The following is a 20,110-nucleotide window of genomic DNA, read 5'->3' on the forward strand; positions in this document are numbered from 1 at the left end:
TATTTTTCTATGCATGAATTTTCAATTATTATATTTCAATTGTCTATAAAATTTCATGATGGAAAGTTTATAGTTTAAATTTCATAGACAATTGAAACTTTTAATGTGCATTAAAGAAGAAACTTTAAATTTCTTCTTTAATACTTAGAATTATTATATTTCTTTAAATTCATTTATAAATTTTTCTAATGATGCAATTTGTATTTTCACTGATTCTGTAGATGGACCCCCAATAACTTTACGTTCTTCTACACAAGTTACTAAATCTATTGCATGATATACATCATTTTCAAAGATAGGAGAGAAGCCTTTAAGTTCTTCAAGTGTTAATTCTTCAATCATCTTGTTTCTTTTAATACATTCAAGAACTATTTCTCCAACTACTTCATGAGCATTTCTAAATGCCATACCTTTCTTTACTAAGTAATCAGCTACATCAGTAGCATTAGTAAATCCAAGTCCTGCACCTTTTCTCATATTATCTTTTTTAACTTTCATAGTCTTAACCATTCCACAGAAAGTTTTAAGTGAAAGAGTAACAGTATCTAATCCATCAAAAAGAGCTTCCTTATCTTCTTGCATATCTTTGTTATAAGCAAGAGGAATTCCTTTCATAACAGTAAGAAGTGTCATAAGATCTCCATAAACTCTGCCAGTTTTTCCTCTAACTAATTCTGCAACGTCTGGATTTTTCTTTTGAGGCATTATACTGCTTCCAGTACTATAACCATCATCAAGTTCAACGAAACTAAATTCATTAGTACACCAAAGAATTATTTCTTCTGAAAATCTTGATAAATGCATCATTATCATTGAAAGACAAGAAAGTGTTTCAATGGCATAATCTCTATCAGATACAGAATCTAAACTATTTAATGTAACTTTTGAAAATCCAAGGTCACGAGCAACAGCTTCTCTATCAATAGGGTAAGTAGAAGTTGCTAGTGCTCCAGAACCAAGAGGCATTTCATCAACTCTCTTATAACAATCAGAAAGTCTTCCAAAATCTCTTTTAAGCATTTCAGCATAAGCTAAAATATGATGAGCAAAAGTTATAGGCTGTGCCTTTTGCATATGTGTATAACCAGGCATTATAGTATCTATATTTTCATTTGCTTTTTCTAAAAGAACTTCTTCTAGTGCGATGATATCTTCTTTTAAGCCTGCAATTGCTTTTTTTAAATATAATCTTAAATCCAATGTTACTTGATCATTTCTACTTCTTCCAGTATGAACCATCTTACCTTCTTCACCAATATAGTAAGTTAAAGTTCCTTCAATAAAACTGTGAATATCTTCAGATGTTTCATCTATATCAATAGCCCCACTATCAAGTCTTTTTAATATTTCAAGAAGACCAGAAGCAATTTTATTACTAGCTCCTTTAGGAATTATATTTTGATTTCCAAGCATTGAAGCATGAGCAAGACTTCCTTCAATATCTTCTCTATACATTCTTGAATCAACATTTATAGAAGAATTAAAATCATTAACTAATTTGTCAGTGCCTTTTTTGAATCGTCCGCCCCAAAGCTTCATTATATTTCCTCTTTCTTGACTTTTTCTTGCATTTTTGATCTAACAATAGATGGAAGACCAAATAGATTTATGAATCCAGCTGAATCCTTTTGATCATATACACCATCTTCTCCAAAGGTTGCATATTCTTCACTATATAATGAGTATGGACTTGTCATACCAGCATTGACAATATTCCCTTTGTATAGTTTTAATTTAACTTCTCCTGTAACTGTTTCTTGAGTTTTAGTAACAAATTCAGATAATGCTTCTCTAAGAGGAGTAAACCATTGTCCGTTATATACTATATCAGCAAATTTTAATGCAATTTGTTCTTTATAATGTGAAGTTTCTTTATCTAAACAAAGTTCTTCTAAATCTTTATGTGCTCTGTAAAGTATAGTTCCACCTGGAGTTTCGTAAACGCCTCTTGATTTCATACCAACAAGTCTGTTTTCTACCATGTCAGTAAGACCAATAGCATTTTCTCCACCAACTTTATTTAATGCATCTAATAATTCAACGCTTTTCATTTTTTGTCCGTTTAGAGCAACAGCGTTTCCTTTTTCAAAAGTTAAAGTTATATAAGTTGCTTCATTTGGAGCAGCTTCTAATGTCTTACAAAGTTCTAAAATTTTATCATACTTTGGTTCATTTTCAGGAAATTCTAAATCTAATCCTTCATGACTTAAGTGCCAGATATTTTTATCCTTACTATAATTTGTTTCACGGTTAATTTTTAATGGAATATTTTTAGATTCCGCATAATCTATTTCATCTTCTCTTGATTTTATATCCCAAATTCTCCAAGGAGCAATTATTGCCATCTCTGGAGCAAATGTTTTAACTGCTAATTCAAATCTTACTTGGTCATTTCCTTTACCAGTACATCCGTGACAAATTGCATCTGCGCCTTCAGCCTTAGCAATTTCAGCTAATCGTTTCCCGATTATTGGTCTAGCAAATGAAGTTCCTAGTAGATATTTTCCTTCATATATAGCACCGGCTTGAATAGTAGGGAAGATATAATCATCAACAAATTCTTGAGTTAAATCTTCGATGTATAATTTTGATGCTCCTGTTTTTAGAGCTTTTTCTTCTAAACCATCTAATTCGTCCTTTTGACCAACATTACCACAAACAGCAATTACTTCGCATCCATAATTATCTTTAAGCCATGGAATTATAATTGATGTATCTAGTCCTCCTGAATAAGCTAAAACTACCTTGTTATATTTTGTCATTTTAAAAGCCCTCCTCAAATATTAGACATACCAATTTACTATTTTTAAAATATGCCTTATGTAAAATATAAATTAATATAATTTTCTAAGTTAATGTGTTATTTATAATTATACATTCTAACAAAACAATAATCAAGGGGTATAAGTAATAATATTCATAAAAATACAAAGAATATACATAAAAACACAATGATTATGCATTAAATATTAATTTTTATGCATGAAATATTATATATATCAAAGTTATAAAGATGATGTATATTTATGAAACGTGATAATGTATGGAGGTTAATAGATAATTTTAAATTAAGGTATCTGTAAAATAATTATCCTAGTATATACAAGAATAATTACCCTGTGCTTTTTTCTTTCATATGGCTAAAGTATATTTTCTAAATTTGGCATTTGTAACTTTCTTATATGATCAATATTATGTTTTAGTAAATGTAGGGATGTATGAGCCTCTGTTACATCTTCATGAATTATGTAGGTAGATAATTTTACAGCCTCATTTAGTAAATTATCAAATTCTTGATGACTAAGATATATAGATGTTACCAAATTTTTCTCTTGAATGGAGTTTAACAATTCAAGAGACTTAGAATAAGCTTCTTCAAGCTCACCGCCTGTAATTTTAATTTCTATATCTTCAGCTTGCGTTTTAATATCATTACATAAATTGAGGATAGAATTATTTAAGAAACATACACATATCATAGTGAAGAGAAAGAGAAGTATTGATAATATTGCATTTCTCATTATGTTTTCTCCTTTTGATATTCATCAAAAAGCTGAAATTTAAATTTGCCTTCAGTGTCGTATAAAGCTATTAATACATGTTTTATTGATAAAATATTATGATTTTTAAGTAAATTAAGTATCCATTTTTCATCTTTGTCTATGGACGTTAAAGAATTTTTGTTTATTTTACCATCAGAAATTAATACCTTAGGCAATGTAACTTCAGCATTTTGGGTACTTTTTCCACAATTGATTTTAGATGAATTATAATCTACGGGCAATATAGACATCTGGCCATCATTTTCTAATATTGCATATTGAATTTCATCAAGATTAAAATAATTTGCAAGTCGTAATTCTTCTAATAATTCATCTATATTTAATTGTTGTTTTTTCAAAGTCGAATAATTAATTCTTCCTTTATGAATCAATATACAAGGTTCTCCATCAACAAACTTTCTTGTATATTGAAATTTCAATCCTATTTGGGTTAAAATAGTTTTCAAAAATAATAGGGTTATTATAGGAATAATACCTTGCAATAATGGTAATCTTGAGTCTTGCATGGGTAAGGACGCTAAATCTGAAATCATGATTGTTATTACAAATTCATAAGGTTGAAGTTCACCAATTTGCCTTTTTCCCATTAATCTCATTGTGAGTACTACTAATAAGTATAATATTGCAGTTCTAATTGACACTACAAACATAAAAAACCACCTCTAAAAATTAATATTTGCAATAATAAAATTAATATACAAAGAAAAAATAGTTTTATCATTTTTGGAAAACATGTATATAATATATTTGAAACTATTTAGATGGTTAAAATATATTAGAATAATAAAATCACCAAGAATAAATATAGTTTTAGCTTGGGATACCTATGTATTAAAAGGAAATTTACTTTTAAATTATTACTAAAAATTTGAGGATACCTAAGATTTATAACTAATTTGAGAGGAAAGGTATTGAATTATATGATTAATAAAGGATTAGAATCAGAATGTAATACTATTAAAGCTAAAAGAGGAATAACGTTTTATAATTTAATTCTTGATAATTATAAAGATAAAGTTAAAGATGTTGCTATATGTAAGCTAAATGGAAGATATCATGAATTAACTGAAGTGATTGAAGATGATGGAGAAGTAGAAATTATAGGTTTTGATACAGAATTGGGAATAAAAATTTATACTAGAACATTACAATTCATTTTTATTAAAATAGCGTTAGACTTATTTCCAGAATCTAAAATAACAATAGAACATGCTATAAGTAAGGCCATATATGGAGAAGTGCATAAAGAAATTCCTTTAAATAAAGATGATATTAATAAAATTAAAACAAGAATGCAGGATATAATAAATAAGGATGTACCAATAAACAGCATTATAACATCAAAAGAAGAAGCAATAGAAATTTTCAAGGGTTACAAAATGGATGATAAAGTTAATCTTTTAAAGTACTGTAATATAAAAGATGTACAACTTCATGAACTTGAAGGAAGATACGATTATTTTTATGGGCCAATGGGATATTCTACAGGTATAATAAAAATTTTTGATGTTTTTAAGTATGAATCAGGATTTATTTTGCAAAGACCAGAAATAAAAAATTTAAATGTACTTCCTAAATTCAAGGAACAAAAGAGTTTAACTAAGATTTTTATAGAAGCACAAAAATGGTTAAATATATTAGAGTTGGAGGATGTTGGAGCATTAAATGAAAAAGTAATTAATAATGAATTAAGAAATATAATTATGGTTTCAGAAGCTCTTCATGAAAAGAAGATAGCTAATATTGCAGATGATATTTCAAATAAAAAAGATGTGAAAATTATACTTATTGCAGGACCATCTTCTTCAGGAAAAACAACATTTGCAAATCGGTTAAGTATACAACTTAGGGTAAATGGATTAATACCTATTCCATTATCACTGGATAATTATTTTTTTAATCGAATAGATACACCTAGAGATGAAAATGGCGATTATGATTATGAATCTATTAATGCATTAGATTTAAAATTATTAAATAAAAATTTAGAAAAGTTAATGAATGGGGAAAAGGTTGATTTACCAATTTATAATTTTAAAACTGGAGAAAAGGAATGGAATGATTATAAAGTAGAACTACCACTAAATGGAGTGTTAATACTTGAAGGAATTCATGGATTAAATCCAAATTTAATTTCAAGTGAACTGAATAGTAATGTATTTAAAATATATATATCAGCATTAACCCAATTAAATATAGATAATCATAATAGGATTTCCACAACGGATGTAAGAAAAGTAAGGCGAATAGTTAGAGATTCATTATCAAGAGGATATCGAGCAGAGGAAACTTTAAAAATGTGGAAATCTATAAAAATTGGAGAAAAAAACAACATATTTGTTTATCAAGAGGAAGCAGATGTTGCATTTAATTCTACATTGGTTTATGAACTTGGAGTATTAAAACCATATGCATTAAAAGAATTAAATAAAATAACTGATGAAAGTCCAGTTTATTCAGAAGCTATAAGATTAAAGACTTTCTTAAGTTTTTTTAAAAAAATTCATGTTGAGGAAGTACCTAATAATTCTATTTTAAGAGAATTTATTGGTGGGTCAGCTTTCTATGAATATTAGATGAAAATAATAAGTGCCCATTAAGGGCATAAAGGAAAAATAATAACTCAATTGCAAGAAAAAATGGCATCAATGAATTCAAGTTGATGTCGTTTTTTTGATTTTAAATAAGAAATAAATTAATAAATATTTAACATAAGTTATTTTAAATGGTATGAAATTAGTATCAATAAACTTAATAATGGAATTTTTTTTTAAAAAAATATAGCTAGATTACTATATTTATAATATGTCTTAACTAAATATGTGTTATGATAGTAATAATGGCATATTCTACTTTTGCTACAACCTACGAGCAAACATTTCATTTTATTTAGAAGTATTTTCTATGATGGGGACAAAAGTGTCTAAAGAAATTACAATCTTTCTTATATATTCTCTACAATTGATGATTTCAAAACTATTATTATAATTTATATATTTTGCAATACTAATATAGTGTAAGTAAATATAACTAAAAGAATTTATTTGGGGAGGTGCTCTAACTGAAAAACAATATAGAGCTTGAAGAGAAAATGTTAAAAATCCTTAGTCATAAGGCACAGGAAAATAACAAAATTAATGCCGGATTATTTGGTAAATATCAAGTTAAAAGAGGACTTAGGGATATTGATGGGAGAGGCGTGCTTGTTGGGCTTACAGAAATTGGAGACGTACGTTCATATATAGTTGAAGAAAATGAAATGGTTCCTATGCCTGGGAAATTATTTTATAGGGGATTTGACATTTCTGATATTGTTAATGGATTTCTTAAAAACGATTCTTTTGGATTTGAAGAGACGTGCTATTTGCTTTTATTTGGTAATCTTCCTACGGAACAGGAATTGAAGGAGTTTGAAGAACTCTTGTCAGTATATAGGAATTTACCTGATGGTTTTGTGCGTGATATGATATTAAAAATGCCTAGTAAAGACATTATGAATTCAATGGCACGAAGTGTATTGGCATTTTATAGTTTAGATGATTTAGCAGATGATACTTCTATAGAAAATGTATTAAGGCAATGCTTAATACTAATAGCATGTTTCCCACTGATGGCAGTTTATGGTTATCAAGCTTGTACTCATTACCATGACAACAACAGTTTATTTATACACAGCCCACAACCTGAATTAAGCACTGCTGAAAATATTCTTTATATGCTTAGACCAGACAACCAATATACAAAACTTGAAGCAATTCTTCTTGATCTTGCACTTGTTCTGCATGCAGAGCATGGTGGAGGAAATAACTCAACCTTCGTGACACACGTTGTTACATCATCTGGTTCAGACACATATTCAGTTATGGCTGCGGCTCTTGGTTCGTTAAAAGGTCCAAGGCATGGTGGTGCAAATATCAAAGTTGTACAGATGTTCGAAGATATAAAAGAAAACATCAAGGACTGGACAGACGATAGAGAGGTTGAAGAATACCTTATGAAAATACTCAATAAGGAAGCCTTTGATGGTTCAGGACTAATTTATGGTATAGGTCATGCAGTTTATTCAATATCAGATCCCCGAGCTGTTATTTTCAAAGAACATGTTGAAAAGCTTGCAAAGGAAAAAGGATTTGAAAATGAATATAATTTGTACGCAAAAGTTGAAAAATTAGCACCTGAGGTAGTTGGCAAAGTACGTAAAATATATAAGGGTGTAAGTGCAAATGTGGATTTTTACTCAGCTTTTGTATATAGAATGCTTGATATACCTCCAGAATTATTTACTCCTATTTTTGCTATGTCAAGAATATCTGGGTGGAGCGCTCATCGCATTGAAGAAATTGTGAATGCGGGTAAAATAATTAGACCTGCATATAAGAATGTTATTAAAAGAAAGAAATACGTTGATATGGATGAACGATGATGTTTATCTAATAGTAAATTATGAGATAAACATACTTCACATTATATCAAGTCAAATATACATCGTATCTTCAACTTCTTATGAATAACTTTTTTATTTAGATAGTGATGGAAGCATTACAGTAGCTAGACATCGAGGAAAGAATTTAATGAAAATAATTTGGAGAGTGAGTTTGATATATAGACTCACTCTTTCTAATTTTAAAAAAGGTAATTTAAATTAGTAAGTTATAATAGAAAATTAAATTATATGGTGATTTAATATATTAAATTTAGTGATGTTATGATTTAATATATATAAAACATACAAATTAATGATATATTCATATATAAGAAAGAGGAGTGACAATGAAAGGAATCGGAGTTTTTGATATTTTAGGACCTATTATGATAGGCCCATCAAGTTCACATACAGCTGGTGCAGCTAGGCTTGGCAAAATTGCAATGAGTATAGCTGGTGGAGATATAGCAGAGGTAACATTTTTATTACATGGCTCATTTGCTAAAACATACAAAGGTCATGGAACGGATAGAGCATTGATTGCTGGAATTCTAGGAATGGAACCAAGTGATGAAAGACTTAGGAATTCTATGGATATAGCAAAAGAAAAGAAGATTAAATTTTTATTTAAGGAAGCTGATTTAGGTGATGTTCATCCTAATACAGTGAAATTTATTATGAAGACAATAAATGATAAACATTGTGAGGTTATGGGCTCTTCCATTGGTGGAGGAAGTATTCAAATTATAGAGGTTAATGATAATGAAGTTGATTTTACTGGAATGTATGAAACCTTAATAGTATCTCATAAAGATGCTCCAGGGGTTATTAATAGTGTCACCAGTATTCTTTATAGTGAAAATATAAATGTAGCTTTTATGAGGGTTTTTAGACATCAGAAAGGTCAAGAAGCCACAATGATTTTTGAACTGGATAATAAGGTTAGTGATGAATTAATAGAGAAAATTAAGAATATTGAATTGCTACATAATGTAATCACAATAAGCCCAGCGGAAATAAGTTAACAGTTGCTTGGTAAGATATCTAAATTAATTATGCTGGAATTTAATATCTACAGTGAACAAAGACTAGTTAAGAAAGGTGGAATAGTTATTTATGATAGCAAAGACAGGCGTAGAATTATTAGAAATATGTGAGAAACATAATATTACATTAAGTGAATATGCTATAAGATGCGAAGTAGAGGAAAAAGGATTAACAAGAGATGAAGTCATAGAAAAGATGAGAAAGAATTTAAAGGTTATGATTTCAGCAGCTAATGAGGGAATGGAAAAGGAAGTTTATTCAGTTAGCGGATTAATAGGAGGAGATGGCTTTAAGTTATATAATTATGCTAAAGAAGGAAAAACTCTTACAGGTACTGTAACAAATATGGCAATGGCAATGGCACTTTCTTCATCAGAAGTTAATGCATCTATGGGAAAAATAGTTGCATGTCCAACCGCAGGTTCATGTGGGATATTGCCAGCTATAATTTTATCAGTAGGTAAAAAACTCGACTTAGATGAAGATGGACTTTTAAATGGATTATTTGCAGCAGCAGCAGTTGGAATTATTATTGGATTAAACGCTACATTATCAGGAGCAGAAGGTGGATGTCAAGCAGAATGTGGTTCAGCTTCAGCAATGGGGGCAGCAGCCACTGTTGAGATGATGGGAGGAACTCCTCAAATGAGTTTAGATGCAGCAGCTATAATATTTAAAAATGTGTTAGGACTTGTATGTGATCCAGTTGCAGGACTTGTGGAAATACCTTGTGCTAAGAGAAATGCTCAAGGAGCCATAACTGCATTATGTGCAGCTGATATGGTAATGGCTGGTGTAGCATCTAAAATTCCATTTGATGATACAGTAAGTGCGATGTATAAAGTAGGTAAAAGTTTGCCACCAGCTCTTAGAGAAACAGCATTAGGTGGAGTGGCAACAACAAAAGAAGGATTAAGACTTAAGGAAAAGGTTTTTGGAAAAGATAATAGATAGAAGAAATTCATCCACAGATTAAAATTCTTTGTGAAAATAGAAAACTACAATTAGAATTAAAGGATAATATAAATAGAAATGAAATAAAGGGTACTCTTTTGTAGAGTGCCCTTTATTTTATAGATTCTATTTTTCCCAGCAAATTCTCAGCTTGGGTTAAGGTAGTATTAAGATTACCTTGTTATAATTCAAATAATAAATTAATTAGTTGATGTATTTAGGGCATTGAACATATGCCACGGAGGTATTATTTGACTATAAGTACAATAAGCATTGAATTATTAATAATTGAAATTATAGTAAGTTTAATTTTTATATTTGCTACTGGAAAATAGGAAAGGCCAGAAGTAGTAAAGAGTAGATATGCTCTTGGTACTATAATAAATTTTGAAATATCAGGCAGTCTACAATGATACCAATAAAACAAATAAAAACAAAGAAGGATACAATTTTAATTGAAGTTGCAAAAAACCAAGTTATAGGCGAATTTGTTAATGGTTTTGAAGTAATTAAACCTGTTAAAAATATGGAAAATATTATGCATTAGCACAGAATAAGTAAAAAAATATATACTTGACGTTTTGCAAGTAATGGTATAATCTTTACCTTGTACAAAACAATTTAATAATTTAGATAACTAGAGGGGCTAATATTTTAGCTGAGATTGGAAAGATTGATTTCCTGACTCTTATAACCTGATTTGGTTAATGCCAACGTAGGGAAGTATATTAATATTTATGTATAGTTTTGAAGTATATTTGTGCATAGTTTATTGATGTATTCCTTAAGGAATACATTTTTTTTGCGTAAAAATAATTAAAATGAAAGGATGATTTTATGTTTAGAGCATTGACAATTGCAGGATCTGATACTTGTGGAGGAGCAGGAATTCAAGCAGATTTAAAGTCTTTTTCAGCTAATGGAGTTTATGGAATGAGTGTTATTACAGCAGTAACTATTCAAAATACTATGGGTGTTTTTGGCATTCAAGATATAAATGCAGAAATAATTGAAGGTCAAATTGATGTTATTTTTGAAGACATTAGAGTGGATGCTGTAAAGATAGGAATGGTTTCTAAGATTGAGTCTATAAAGGCTATATCAAAAGCATTAAGAAAAATTGAAAAGTTACCAGTAATAGTTTTAGATCCTGTTATGATTTCAAAAAGTGGATTTAATTTATTATCAAAGGATGCAAAAGATACTTTAGTTAAAGAATTATTTCCTTTAGCAACATTAATCACTCCTAATTTACCAGAAGCAGAAGAAATTTTAGGAATTGAGATAAAAACTTTAGATCAAATGAAGGAAGCGGCTTTAAAACTTATGGAACTTGGACCAAAAGCTGTTTTAGTTAAAGGTGGACATTTAGAAGGTGCAGCTACTGATTTATTATTTGATGGAAAAGAATTTATATTTTTAAAGCAAGAAAGAATAAATACTACCCATACTCATGGAACAGGATGCACTTTATCTTCTGCTATAGCTGCTAATTTAGCTAAAAACATGACTATGGAGGAAGCTGTGAGAGAAGGAAAGAGATACATAACGTGTGCCATTGAACATGGATTTGATCTTGGGAAGGGTGTTGGTCCTACTAATCATTTTTATGAACTTTATAAGAAAGCAGGAATGCTTTAACAATTTACCATACACAATTTAGGAACGAGCCCACAGAGAAAGTTTAAAGAATGAAATGTAAAATGCACTGTGTGAAAGTTTTGCTAGCCAAATATAAAATTTGGATCATCACTTTTCGATTCTCACTTTTGCTTATGGCATTTGAAAAAATATTTTAGAAACCCTAAGGGGATTTTATATATTCTAATATGGCAAAAATTAAAACCATATATTCTGAAGAATATTACCATATATATTCTTCAGAATATGCACCGCTAAAAAAAGTGCAAAGCACAACCAAGAACTTTTTATAGCACAATTAAGAACTTCTGCAAATACAAGTCAAGGCATAATTAGATTAAAAAATGAATGTGAGGAGAGAAGAAAAAATGAATTATAAAACACAAATGGAAGCAGCTAAAAAGGGTATAGTCACTAAAGAAATGAAGGTGGTAGCTGAAAAGGAAAAGATTTCAGAAGAAAGATTAATGAAGCTTGTAGCAGAAGGTAAGGTCGCTATTCCAGCTAATATTAATCATAAATCACTTAGCGCAGAAGGTATTGGCGATGGACTTAAAACTAAAATAAACGTAAACTTAGGTGTTTCTGGAGATTGCATTGATTACTCTAATGAAATGAAAAAAGTAAAAATGGCAATTAAATTTGGTGCTGAAGCTATAATGGATTTAAGTAACTATGGAAAGACTCAAGAATTTAGAGAAAAACTTATTGAGTATTCGCCAGCTATGATAGGTACAGTTCCAATGTATGATGCAATTGGATACCTTGAAAAGGATCTTTTAGATATAAAAGCAGAAGATTTTCTTGGAGTAGTTAGAGCTCATGCAAAGGCAGGAGTTGATTTTGTTACTATTCATGCTGGAATAAATAAAAGAACAGTTGAATTATTTAAAGAAGATAAGAGAAGATTAAATATTGTATCTCGTGGAGGATCTTTATTATTTGCTTGGATGGAAATGACAGGAAACGAAAATCCATTTTACGAATATTATGATGAGTTACTTGAAATCCTAAGAGAATATGATGTAACGATAAGTCTTGGAGATGCAATGAGACCAGGCTGTCTTGATGATTCAACTGATGCAGGACAAATTACTGAACTTATAGAACTAGGATTATTAACAAAGAGAGCTTGGGCAAAAGATGTTCAAGTTATGGTTGAAGGACCAGGGCACATGGCTATGAATGAAATTGCAGCTAATATGCAAATTCAAAAAAGATTATGTCATGGTGCACCTTTTTATGTACTTGGACCTCTTGTTACAGATATTGCTCCAGGATATGATCACATTACATCAGCTATTGGTGGAGCTATTGCAGCAACACATGGAGCAAATTTCCTTTGTTATGTAACACCAGCTGAACATTTAAGGCTTCCAGATTTATCAGATGTTAAAGAAGGAATTATTGCATCGAAAATTGCAGCTCATGCGGCAGATATAGCTAATGGACTTCCAGGAGCAAGAAACCAAGATAATGCAATGGCAGATGCTCGTCAAAAACTTGATTGGGAAGAAATGTTCAAGGTTGCTATTGATGGAGAAAAGGCTAGAACATATTTTGAAAGTTTGCCACCAGAAGAAAAACATAGCTGCTCTATGTGTGGAAAAATGTGTGCAGTAAGAACAACTAATAAAATTCTAAATGGTGAAAAAGTAGAACTTTTTGATAAAGAGGGGAAATAGTTATGAGTAAGGAAATAGTTGTAGAAATAGAAAAATTATTAGATGAGGTTAGAAATAAGAAACCTCTTGTACACAATATAACAAATTATGTTACAGTTAATGATTGTGCAAATATATTACTTGCATTAGGTGCATCACCAATTATGGCTGATGATATTAAAGAAGCAGCTGATATTACTAATATTTCATCTGCACTTGTAATAAATATTGGTACATTAAATGAAAGAACAATTGAATCTATGATTGCATCAGGCAAGAAGGCAAACGAATTAAATATTCCAGTTGTGTTTGATCCAGTAGGTGCAGGTGCATCTGAGTTTAGAAATGTAACTACTAAGAGAATAATAGAAGAAGTAAAAGTAAGTGTTTTACGTGGAAATATGTCTGAGATTAAATTTATAAGTGGTTTGGAATCTACAACTAATGGGGTTGATGCCTCTGAAAGTGATATGCAAAATAGTAATGATGAATGTGTTCATGTAGCTAAAAATTTAGCAAATAAACTTAAATGCACTGTAGCCATTACAGGGGCAACAGACATTATATCTGATGGAGAAAGAGTAGCTATACTTGGAAATGGAAATAAAATGTTATCAAATGTTACAGGAACAGGTTGCATGACAAGTGCATTAGTTGGAGGTTTTTGTGGAGCAAGTTCAGATTACTTTATAGGAGCTATTTCTGGTATTATATCTATGGGGATTGCTGGAGAAATTGCTTTTGAAAAGGCTGGGCAATTTGGTATTGGAAGTTTTCATATAGCAATTATAGATGCTATAAGCAATTTGAATTCTGAAATAATTAGAACTATGGCTAAAATTGAAGTGAAATAGAGTGTAAGGCGTGTATCATATTTAGAGAGGTACACGCTTTATTATATTTAGTATATAATTAGAAATAGAAATGATATAAGAGGAGGAAATATTAATGAAAGCAAAAATAGATTATAGTATTTATCTTGTGACAGATAGGGATTTAATGAGTACAGAAACTTTAGAAGAGGCTGTAGAACAAGCTATAATTGGAGGTTGCACATTAGTTCAATTAAGAGAAAAAGATTGTTCATCTCTTGATTTTTATAATACAGCAGTAAAGGTAAAGCAAATAACAGATAAATATAATGTACCATTATTAATAAATGATAGATTAGATATTGCACTAGCTGTTGATGCCGCTGGAGTACATGTAGGACAAAGTGATTTACCATTGGTAGTTGTTAGAAAAGTTATTGGTGAAGATAAGATTATTGGAGTTTCAACAGGAACATTAGAACAAGCACTTAAAGCACAAGATGATGGAGCAGATTATATAGGTGTTGGTGCTATGTATTCTACTGGTACTAAAAAGGATGCAAAGCCAACATCAATGGAAGAGTTAAAGAAAATAAGAGAAAATATATCTTTGCCTATAGTTGTAATAGGTGGAATTAATAAAGAAAGAGTTAAGGATTTCGAAGGTACTGGCATTGATGGGCTTGCAATAGTTTCAGCTATTATTGCTCAGAATGATATTGCAGAGGCTACAAAAGAATTAAAAAAAATATTCACACAAGGTTAAATTAAAATGGAAAAATAGAACTCTTTTTAAATAGATGTTTTTAAAATTTATATGATTTGCAATAAAAGCATATAAAAACAAAAGAATATAACAATTTATAGGAAACATTAGCATAACAGACAAAAGTGCAACCTATATTTTTAATAAAACAATGTAGATATATATAATATATAATATGATTATTAAAGAATAATGGAGGGTAAAATTATGAATGTTGGTAATATACTTATACTGTTACCTATAAATGAAAGACAAAGAAAATTAATAGAAGTTGAAGCACCTAATGCTAATTATATATATAAAACATATGCTGAGGTAGATAAATCAATAGTTCAAAAATCAGATATAATCATTGGAAATCCACCAGTAGAAATGCTTATGGGTTCTCCAAATTTAAAATGGTTACAATTAAATAGTGCTGGAAGTGATGCTTATATAGAGGAAGGTATACTAAAAAAAGAAGTGTTATTAACAAATGCAACAGGTGCATATGGTCTAGCGATATCTGAACATATGATAGGGCTTCTTCTTCAACTATTTAAAAAACTTCATATTTATAGAAATAATCAAAAGCTACATCTTTGGAAAGATGAAGGTGAAGTTAAATCTATTTATAACTCTAAAGTTTTAATAATAGGACTTGGAAATATTGGTGGAGAATTTGCAAAGAGGATAAAAGCATTTGGGGGCTATACAATAGGAGTAAAGAGAACCAACACTGATAAACCAGATTTTATAGACGAATTGTATTTAATGGATAAAATAGATGAGTTACTCCCATTAGCAGATGTTGTAGCACTTACGATACCTGGTACAAAAGAAACCTATAAAATGTTTTCTAAAGAAAAACTTAAACTTATGAAAAATGGAGCAGCACTATTAAATGTTGGCAGAGGCAATGTACTTGATACTGATGCACTATGTGATCTAGTAGAAAGTGGACATCTTTTAGGTGCTGGACTAGATGTAGTTGATCCAGAACCACTTCCTAAAAATCATAGAATCTGGGATGTAGATAATATAATAATCACTCCTCATATTTCTGGAGGATATCACATTCCAGAAACTTTAGATAAGATTGCTCAAATCAGCGCTAAAAATCTAAGGAATTTTATTAATGGAGATAGGCTTGTAAATATTGTTGATTTTTCTACAGGGTATAGAACTTTGGATATTAAATAAACATAAAATTTGAATTGAAAATTAATATATTAAAAATGTTTAAATATAGAATCTATAAAAATATAACAAGTAAAAAACAGCAGCAAGTTTAGACTTTATATAAACCTAAACTTACTACTGTTTTGTAATATAATATTTTCCATTATAACTATAAAACTATTTTTCATCATAAAGGTGACAAGCCACTTTATGACCAGATTCTAATTCCACTAAATTAGGTTCAGATTGCTTACAGATATCCATGCACTTAGGACATCTAGTATGGAATCTACAACCTGCTGGTGGGTTTATTGGACTTGGTACATCACCTGTTAATATGATTCTTTCTTTTTTCTTTTCAGGATTAGGAATAGGTATAGCTGAAAGTAGAGCTTGAGTATATGGGTGCATTGGAGTACTGTATAATTTATCTACAGTTGCAATTTCTACCAATTTACCAAGATACATAACACCAACTCTATTACTTATATGCTTAACTACATTTAAACCATGAGCTATAAATAAATAAGTGAAGCCCAAATCTTTTTGTAAATCTGACAAAAGATTCAGAATTTGTGCTTGAATAGAAACATCAAGTGCAGAAACAGCTTCATCACAAACTATAAGTTTAGGATTAACTGAGATAGCACGAGCTATTCCAACTCTTTGTCTTTGGCCACCACTAAATTCATGTGGATATCTATCTTTATGGTAAGAAGCAAGGCCAACTTGTTTTAAAAGAATATCAAGTTTATTTTCTAATTCATCTCCACTTGCAATACCATTGATTTTCATAGGTTCTCTTATAATATCTCCAATGGTCATTCTTGGATTTAGAGATGCATAAGGATCTTGGAATATAATTTGTATGTTTTTACTTATATCTTTTCTATTATTCTTACGAATTGCATTAACTTCTTTACCTTCAAAAAGAATTTCACCAGAAGTTGAATCAAGTAAAGTTACAAGAAGTCTTCCCATGGTAGATTTACCACAACCAGATTCTCCAACAATTCCTAAAGTTTCACCTTTATAAATATCAAAGGTAACATCATCAACTGCTTGCACATAGTTTGCCTTTTGAAAAAATCCTGAGGATGCTACAGGAAAGTACTTCTTTAAATTTTTAACTTCCATTAATTTATCCATTAGCTTTATCCTCCTTATTTTCATATAAGAAACAACGAACTTCTCTTTCTACTAGATTAATTAAAGGAGGAGTATTATTATTACATTTTTCAAAACAATTTGGGCATCTATCCCTAAAGGCACAGCCAGTAGGTAAGTCAAGTGGGTTGGGAACAGTACCCGGTATAATAAATAATCTTTCTGCATCTTCATCTATTTTAGGAATTGAGTTAAGTAATCCCTGAGTATATGGATGCTTTGGATCTTTAAATAGATCTTTAACAAATGCCTTTTCAACAACTCTTCCACAATACATAACTACAACTTTATCTGCAACTTCAGCAACAACACCTAAATCATGTGTTATAAGAAGTATAGCAGTACCAAACTTTTCTTTAAGTTCAAGCATAAGTTCAAGTATTTGAGCTTGTATTGTAACATCAAGGGCAGTTGTAGGTTCATCGGCAATTAAAAGTTCAGGACTACAACTAAGTGCCATAGCTATCATAACTCTTTGTCTCATACCACCACTTAATTGATGAGGATAATTGTCAATTCTAGTTTCAGGTGAAGGAATACCAACAAGTTTGAGCATTTCAATTGATCGAGTCCGTGCTTCTTTTTTAGTTACACCATCATGTTTTATAATCGATTCAGAAATCTGTTTTCCAATTGTAAAAACAGGATTTAAAGAAGTCATAGGTTCTTGGAAGATCATAGATAATTGTTTTCCGCGCATTTTTTGCATTTCTTTTTCAGATTTGCTTAGTAAATTTTCCCCTTTAAATAAGGCTTCACCAGTTACATTTGTATTGTCAGTCTTTGAAAGCAGTCTCATTAAAGATAGAGATGTAACACTTTTCCCACTACCAGACTCACCAACTATTGCAACTACTTCACCTTTATCTACACAAAAATCAACACCATTGACAGCAGCAATTATGCCTTTTTTAGTTTTGAATTCTGTCTTTAAGTTTTTTATATCAAGTAGCATTTAAAATCCCTCCTATGCATTTAGCTTAGGATCAAGTGCATCTCTAAGCCCATCTCCAAATAAGTTAAAAGCAAGTACTGTAAGTGTAATTGCAAGTCCTGGGAATAGTATTATATAAGGAGCATTGTAGAAATAACTTCTGCCTGATCCAAGCATTGTTCCCCATTCAGCAAGTGGAGGTTGAACTCCAAGTCCTAAAAAGCCAAGTGCTGCTGTGTCTAAAATTGCACTTGAGATACCAAGTGTAGCACGAACAATTATTGGAGATAAAATATTTGGGAGTACATGTTTAAAAATTATAGTAAATTCGTTATTACCTATGGCCTTTGCAGCTTGAACATATTCGCTTTCCCGTACAGAGAGCACACAGCCACGAACTATACGAGCATACTCTGGAATTGTAACTATACTGATTGCGATAACTGCTTTATCAAGGCCCTTACCTAAAGCACTCATAAATGCGATTGCAAGTAATAGTGAAGGGAAGGCAAGTATTACATCCATTAATCTCATTAAAAACATATCAAGCTTTCCACCAAAATATCCACAAATAGAACCAATTACAGTTCCTATTGAAAGTGCAATAGCAACTGAGATAATACCAACTCTTAATGAAATTTTAGTACCGTCAATTACTCTCGAAAAAATATCTCTTCCTTGTTCATCAGTACCAAAAAAGTGAGTAGCTGATGGAGTCTGAAGACTGTTTGATAATTCTCCAGTATAAGGATCATAAGGCATTAAAAATTTACCGAAGATTGCAACGATAACTATAATCCCAATAATAATCAAACCAATAAGAGCAGCTTTATTGGATACAAGTATCCCCATGAAATTTTTAAATCTAGTAAGTTTTGTGTTTTTTTCAGAAGATACTTCATTTGAAGATGAAATATCTTCATTAGTTAAATCAGTATTCATAAAAATTAATCCTCCTTTAAGAATATTTGATACGAGGATCAATATACGCATAAAGTAAATCTACGAATAAATTTACTAAAACAAATACTACAGCCATTATCATAACAGCACCTTGTACCACTGGATAATCTGATTTTAAAATAGCATCAATTGTATAACTACCAATTCCAGGCCATGAGAAAACTGTTTCAGTTAAAACGGCACCGCCCAGAAGAGAACCAAGTTGAAGTCCAATAACAGTAGTAACTGGAATTAGAGCATTTCTAAGTCCATGACTTTTAATAACTACATTTTCTACAAGTCCTTTTGATCTTGCAGTTCTTATATAATCTTGTCCAAGTACTTCAAGCATAGCAGAACGAGTCATACGAGCAATAATTGCTGTAGAGTACGATGCTAGTGCAATTACAGGTAAAACTAAATGTTTTAAAGAATCCCAAAATGCAGTCATATTTCCTGCCATTAAACTATCTAAAAGATACAAACCAGTAATTTTAACAGGTTCCATGCCGATTGTTGCCCTGCCAGAAACTGGGAGTATATGTAATCCAACTGAAAATATAACAATTAAAATTAATCCAAGCCAAAATATAGGCATTGAAACTCCGATTAAGGATCCACCCATACAAAGATAATCTATAATTGAATTTTGCTTAACTGCTGAGAGAACTCCAAGAGTTACACCAACAATAGAAGCTACAATAATAGACACAATTGCAAGCTCAATAGTTGCAGGAAATCTTGTGAAAATTTCTTTGGCTACAGAACTTTTGGTTATAAGAGAATTACCAAAGTCTCCTTGAAGAATACCTTTTAGGAAATCCCAATATTGTATATACAAAGGATCGTTTAATCCTAATTGTTGCCTTAATGCAACAATTTGATCTTCACTTGCGTGTTGTCCTAAAATTATTGAAGTAGGATCACTAGTAAGGACATGCATAATTAAAAATACTAGTACTGAAACACCAAGAACTACAGGTACTAGTAATAATAATCTCTTAATAAAATATTTGAACATAAATTCACCTCTTTT

General features: G+C 30.4%; 17 protein-coding genes and 1 riboswitch. Of the genes, 9 read left to right on the forward strand and 8 right to left on the reverse strand.

Features of this window, described 5'->3' with window-relative positions:
* Nucleotides 1–153: 153 nt before the first annotated feature.
* From argH to DIC82_07185, 4 genes are all read right to left on the reverse strand, one after another.
* A complete protein-coding gene (gene argH, locus DIC82_07170; protein ID AWK50808.1) occupies nucleotides 154–1,539 on the reverse strand; it encodes an argininosuccinate lyase in 1,386 nt (461 codons plus the stop codon).
* Nucleotides 1,539–2,762, reverse strand: a complete 1,224-nt coding sequence (locus DIC82_07175) for an argininosuccinate synthase (protein AWK50809.1) — start codon at nucleotides 2,760–2,762, stop codon at nucleotides 1,539–1,541. Before DIC82_07175 ends, argH begins: the two co-directional genes overlap by 1 nt.
* Nucleotides 2,763–3,140: 378 nt before the next feature.
* The gene (locus DIC82_07180) at nucleotides 3,141–3,521 is read right to left on the reverse strand and encodes a hypothetical protein (protein AWK50810.1); all 381 of its coding nucleotides are present in this window, start codon (nucleotides 3,519–3,521) and stop codon (nucleotides 3,141–3,143) included.
* Complete coding sequence (locus DIC82_07185; GenBank protein ID AWK50811.1) at nucleotides 3,521–4,213, reverse strand: DUF421 domain-containing protein; 693 nt, start codon at nucleotides 4,211–4,213, stop codon at nucleotides 3,521–3,523. Before DIC82_07185 ends, DIC82_07180 begins: the two co-directional genes overlap by 1 nt.
* Before the next feature lie 270 nt (nucleotides 4,214–4,483).
* Here DIC82_07185 and DIC82_07190 point away from each other — a divergent pair, with 270 nt between their 5' ends.
* From DIC82_07190 to DIC82_07230, 9 genes are all read left to right on the forward strand, one after another.
* Nucleotides 4,484–6,139, forward strand: coding sequence for an AAA family ATPase (locus DIC82_07190; GenBank protein AWK53045.1), 1,656 nt, complete (start codon nucleotides 4,484–4,486; stop codon nucleotides 6,137–6,139).
* A gap of 515 nt (nucleotides 6,140–6,654) precedes the next feature.
* Entirely contained in the window at nucleotides 6,655–7,986 is a 1,332-nt protein-coding gene (locus tag DIC82_07195) for a citrate synthase (protein ID AWK50812.1), read from the forward strand.
* Between the two features lie 347 nt (nucleotides 7,987–8,333).
* Nucleotides 8,334–9,011 carry an L-serine ammonia-lyase, iron-sulfur-dependent, subunit beta gene (gene sdaAB / locus DIC82_07200; GenBank protein AWK50813.1) on the forward strand — a complete coding sequence of 226 codons (678 nt, stop codon included), beginning with the start codon at nucleotides 8,334–8,336 and terminating at the stop codon, nucleotides 9,009–9,011.
* A 91-nt stretch (nucleotides 9,012–9,102) separates the two neighbouring features.
* Nucleotides 9,103–9,987: an L-serine ammonia-lyase, iron-sulfur-dependent, subunit alpha gene (gene sdaAA, locus DIC82_07205; GenBank protein ID AWK50814.1), complete on the forward strand. Its 885-nt coding sequence runs from the start codon at nucleotides 9,103–9,105 to the stop codon at nucleotides 9,985–9,987.
* 629 nt (nucleotides 9,988–10,616) lie between these two features.
* Nucleotides 10,617–10,726: riboswitch (TPP riboswitch) on the forward strand.
* 98 nt (nucleotides 10,727–10,824) lie between these two features.
* Nucleotides 10,825–11,628: a bifunctional hydroxymethylpyrimidine kinase/phosphomethylpyrimidine kinase gene (gene thiD, locus DIC82_07210; protein AWK50815.1), complete on the forward strand. Its 804-nt coding sequence runs from the start codon at nucleotides 10,825–10,827 to the stop codon at nucleotides 11,626–11,628.
* Nucleotides 11,629–11,996: 368 nt separating this feature from the next.
* Nucleotides 11,997–13,313 (forward strand): thiamine biosynthesis protein ThiC, encoded by a 1,317-nt coding sequence (locus DIC82_07215; protein AWK50816.1) that lies wholly within the window; start codon nucleotides 11,997–11,999, stop codon nucleotides 13,311–13,313.
* A gap of 2 nt (nucleotides 13,314–13,315) precedes the next feature.
* Nucleotides 13,316–14,146 (forward strand): hydroxyethylthiazole kinase, encoded by an 831-nt coding sequence (locus DIC82_07220; protein ID AWK50817.1) that lies wholly within the window; start codon nucleotides 13,316–13,318, stop codon nucleotides 14,144–14,146.
* A gap of 94 nt (nucleotides 14,147–14,240) precedes the next feature.
* On the forward strand, nucleotides 14,241–14,870 hold the full coding sequence (locus DIC82_07225) for a thiamine phosphate synthase (GenBank protein AWK50818.1): 630 nt from the start codon (nucleotides 14,241–14,243) through the stop codon (nucleotides 14,868–14,870).
* 207 nt (nucleotides 14,871–15,077) lie between these two features.
* Complete coding sequence (locus DIC82_07230) at nucleotides 15,078–16,052, forward strand: D-2-hydroxyacid dehydrogenase (protein AWK50819.1); 975 nt, start codon at nucleotides 15,078–15,080, stop codon at nucleotides 16,050–16,052.
* A gap of 156 nt (nucleotides 16,053–16,208) precedes the next feature.
* On the opposite strand, the gene DIC82_07235 is transcribed toward DIC82_07230, so the two are convergent.
* From DIC82_07235 to DIC82_07250, 4 genes are read right to left on the reverse strand one after another with little or no spacing between them, the layout of a single operon-like run.
* Nucleotides 16,209–17,180: a peptide ABC transporter ATP-binding protein gene (locus DIC82_07235; protein AWK50820.1), complete on the reverse strand. Its 972-nt coding sequence runs from the start codon at nucleotides 17,178–17,180 to the stop codon at nucleotides 16,209–16,211.
* Nucleotides 17,173–18,153, reverse strand: coding sequence for a peptide ABC transporter ATP-binding protein (locus DIC82_07240; protein ID AWK50821.1), 981 nt, complete (start codon nucleotides 18,151–18,153; stop codon nucleotides 17,173–17,175). Before DIC82_07240 ends, DIC82_07235 begins: the two co-directional genes overlap by 8 nt.
* 12 nt (nucleotides 18,154–18,165) lie before the next feature.
* Nucleotides 18,166–19,074, reverse strand: a complete 909-nt coding sequence (locus DIC82_07245) for an ABC transporter permease (protein ID AWK50822.1) — start codon at nucleotides 19,072–19,074, stop codon at nucleotides 18,166–18,168.
* Between the two features lie 16 nt (nucleotides 19,075–19,090).
* On the reverse strand, nucleotides 19,091–20,095 hold the full coding sequence (locus tag DIC82_07250; protein ID AWK50823.1) for a peptide ABC transporter permease: 1,005 nt from the start codon (nucleotides 20,093–20,095) through the stop codon (nucleotides 19,091–19,093).
* Nucleotides 20,096–20,110: the final 15 nt, after the last annotated feature.

The sequence above is a fragment of the Clostridium beijerinckii genome, from assembly GCA_003129525.1.
In the GTDB taxonomy this organism is placed as follows: Bacteria; Bacillota; Clostridia; order Clostridiales; family Clostridiaceae; genus Clostridium; species Clostridium beijerinckii_D.

Excerpts from the sequence above, each read along its gene's own strand:
- DIC82_07230 (AWK50819.1), top strand. The coding sequence starts at position 15,078 with ATGAATGTTGGTAATATACTTATACTGTTACCTATAAATGAAAGACAA.
- DIC82_07220 (AWK50817.1), top strand. The coding sequence starts at position 13,316 with ATGAGTAAGGAAATAGTTGTAGAAATAGAAAAATTATTAGATGAGGTT.
- DIC82_07215 (AWK50816.1), top strand. The coding sequence starts at position 11,997 with ATGAATTATAAAACACAAATGGAAGCAGCTAAAAAGGGTATAGTCACT.
- DIC82_07185 (AWK50811.1), bottom strand. The coding sequence starts at position 4,213 with ATGTTTGTAGTGTCAATTAGAACTGCAATATTATACTTATTAGTAGTA.
- DIC82_07175 (AWK50809.1), bottom strand. The coding sequence starts at position 2,762 with ATGACAAAATATAACAAGGTAGTTTTAGCTTATTCAGGAGGACTAGAT.
- DIC82_07195 (AWK50812.1), top strand. The coding sequence starts at position 6,655 with ATGTTAAAAATCCTTAGTCATAAGGCACAGGAAAATAACAAAATTAAT.
- DIC82_07245 (AWK50822.1), bottom strand. The coding sequence starts at position 19,074 with ATGAATACTGATTTAACTAATGAAGATATTTCATCTTCAAATGAAGTA.
- DIC82_07180 (AWK50810.1), bottom strand. The coding sequence starts at position 3,521 with ATGAGAAATGCAATATTATCAATACTTCTCTTTCTCTTCACTATGATA.
- sdaAA (AWK50814.1), top strand. The coding sequence starts at position 9,103 with ATGATAGCAAAGACAGGCGTAGAATTATTAGAAATATGTGAGAAACAT.
- DIC82_07240 (AWK50821.1), bottom strand. The coding sequence starts at position 18,153 with ATGCTACTTGATATAAAAAACTTAAAGACAGAATTCAAAACTAAAAAA.
- DIC82_07235 (AWK50820.1), bottom strand. The coding sequence starts at position 17,180 with ATGGATAAATTAATGGAAGTTAAAAATTTAAAGAAGTACTTTCCTGTA.
- DIC82_07250 (AWK50823.1), bottom strand. The coding sequence starts at position 20,095 with ATGTTCAAATATTTTATTAAGAGATTATTATTACTAGTACCTGTAGTT.
- argH (AWK50808.1), bottom strand. The coding sequence starts at position 1,539 with ATGAAGCTTTGGGGCGGACGATTCAAAAAAGGCACTGACAAATTAGTT.
- sdaAB (AWK50813.1), top strand. The coding sequence starts at position 8,334 with ATGAAAGGAATCGGAGTTTTTGATATTTTAGGACCTATTATGATAGGC.
- thiD (AWK50815.1), top strand. The coding sequence starts at position 10,825 with ATGTTTAGAGCATTGACAATTGCAGGATCTGATACTTGTGGAGGAGCA.
- DIC82_07225 (AWK50818.1), top strand. The coding sequence starts at position 14,241 with ATGAAAGCAAAAATAGATTATAGTATTTATCTTGTGACAGATAGGGAT.
- DIC82_07190 (AWK53045.1), top strand. The coding sequence starts at position 4,484 with ATGATTAATAAAGGATTAGAATCAGAATGTAATACTATTAAAGCTAAA.